General features: G+C 51.5%; 1 protein-coding gene. It reads right to left on the bottom strand.

Annotated features, from left to right (window positions below; genetic code table 11):
• On the bottom strand, positions 1 to 1,424 hold a 1,424-nt coding region (locus tag AAE045_RS23120; protein WP_455549671.1), incomplete at its 3' end, for a host specificity factor TipJ family phage tail protein.
• Positions 1,425 to 1,475: the final 51 nt, after the last annotated feature.

Raw genomic sequence — 1,475 nt, forward strand, 5'->3', positions numbered from 1 at the left:
TCGTATGTATCCGCTATCTGCACCATGTCACCAACGTTCACCCATTCCCCATCAGCCAGCGCCGTAATGCTCATGGCTATCCGTGAGTAGATGAGCCGCTTGCACTCTCTTAACGCCCTCTCGTCAGCCTGAAACACATCCCTGATATACATCATCTCGAATTTCTTCGGCTTCACAGCAGCGCCAGAGACGATTGCTCCATTGCTGATCCGGTAGCGGATGAAGTCCTGTTTGTTCGTCGTTGGGTTTCGGTACTGAACTTCGACTCCGTCAAAGCCACCTGGAAGCGTCATATCGTAGCTAAGCGAGTAACCCGCATCGGTCGTGTTATTGCGGTTAAACACCGTGGCCGGGCTGCTGCGCTTCTTGTCACGGACAAATGACAGTACGCCATCATCCCAGAACACCGTCACGCTGGCGGCGTCGCAGATGGTTTCTATACGGGAGCCTAACGATACATCCTCATCGTCGAATGTGTAATCGAAGCACCCAAGACGCGGGTCAATCGCATCAATTTCAGCCTGAATCTGGTACAGGCCGTACAGGTCGATATTGTTGGCCGGCTGCCCTGCCATAACGAGCCATGTATGCGCGACAGCATCAGCGAACTTTCGAGATGGCCTGAGCGTCATATCAACAGTCTGAGTGCCTAGTGAGTAGCTGATGGTATAGCGGTTAATCATCGCGTTGTACTTCAGCTCGCGGCCGGTAGAGTTTTCGGTAGCACGAACCTTTATGATGGCCGTAGTGTCGTTAGAGTGGCTGACGTTGCTACGGACGTTTACCGCGTGGATTTCCTCTACCTGTAGCTTGCTGGCATCACTGGAGTTGTCCGTCCGGTTGAACGACAGAGCGTAACGACCTCTTCCGGCTGCAGGGGTAATTTTGTCGGTGCGATAGAACGTCTCGCTTGTTGAATCGTGGGGCGTTGTCTGTCGATACGTGAACGTCTGCGAGGTACCGGGTATCTGGTTGTTGTTAACGTCTACTTTCCAGATTTGCAACTGCCAGTTTGTTTCACTGTTCCCGCCGAGCCCTGAGTTTGTGTGAACCCAAAGCTGGTCAGAGTCGATCGGCGAGAAGAATGGACCGACTATCAATGCAGCATTGTCATTGAGAACAAATTTAGTTGTGTTGATGGTTGCTGTGGTGATGTATGACGCGCCGGAGCCATTGAGGTTATCGAATGTGAATGTGTACCATTCGGTGGGGTCAATGACTGCGCCATCATCTGTCTGCTCAAAACCAGTCAGATTTGCAAACAGAGAAACATCTTCTGTTTTGGTACCTCCAGGTACCGGATAGGTAATGTTAATAACCATCGATACAGCGTGCGGGAATGTCAGGCCAGCGAAGTAGTCAAATTCATCCTGCCTCACGATTTTCACAGCAAGCTGACCACCGGCATAGTTACCGCTGACCATCGTTGTAGCCGTTGCTGTGTATAGTGGCGTACCGGTATCTTCGTTCTTACC

Origin of the sequence: Dryocola clanedunensis, from assembly GCF_038405435.1 — a bacterium.
In the GTDB taxonomy this organism is placed as follows: domain Bacteria; phylum Pseudomonadota; class Gammaproteobacteria; order Enterobacterales; family Enterobacteriaceae; genus Dryocola; species Dryocola clanedunensis_A.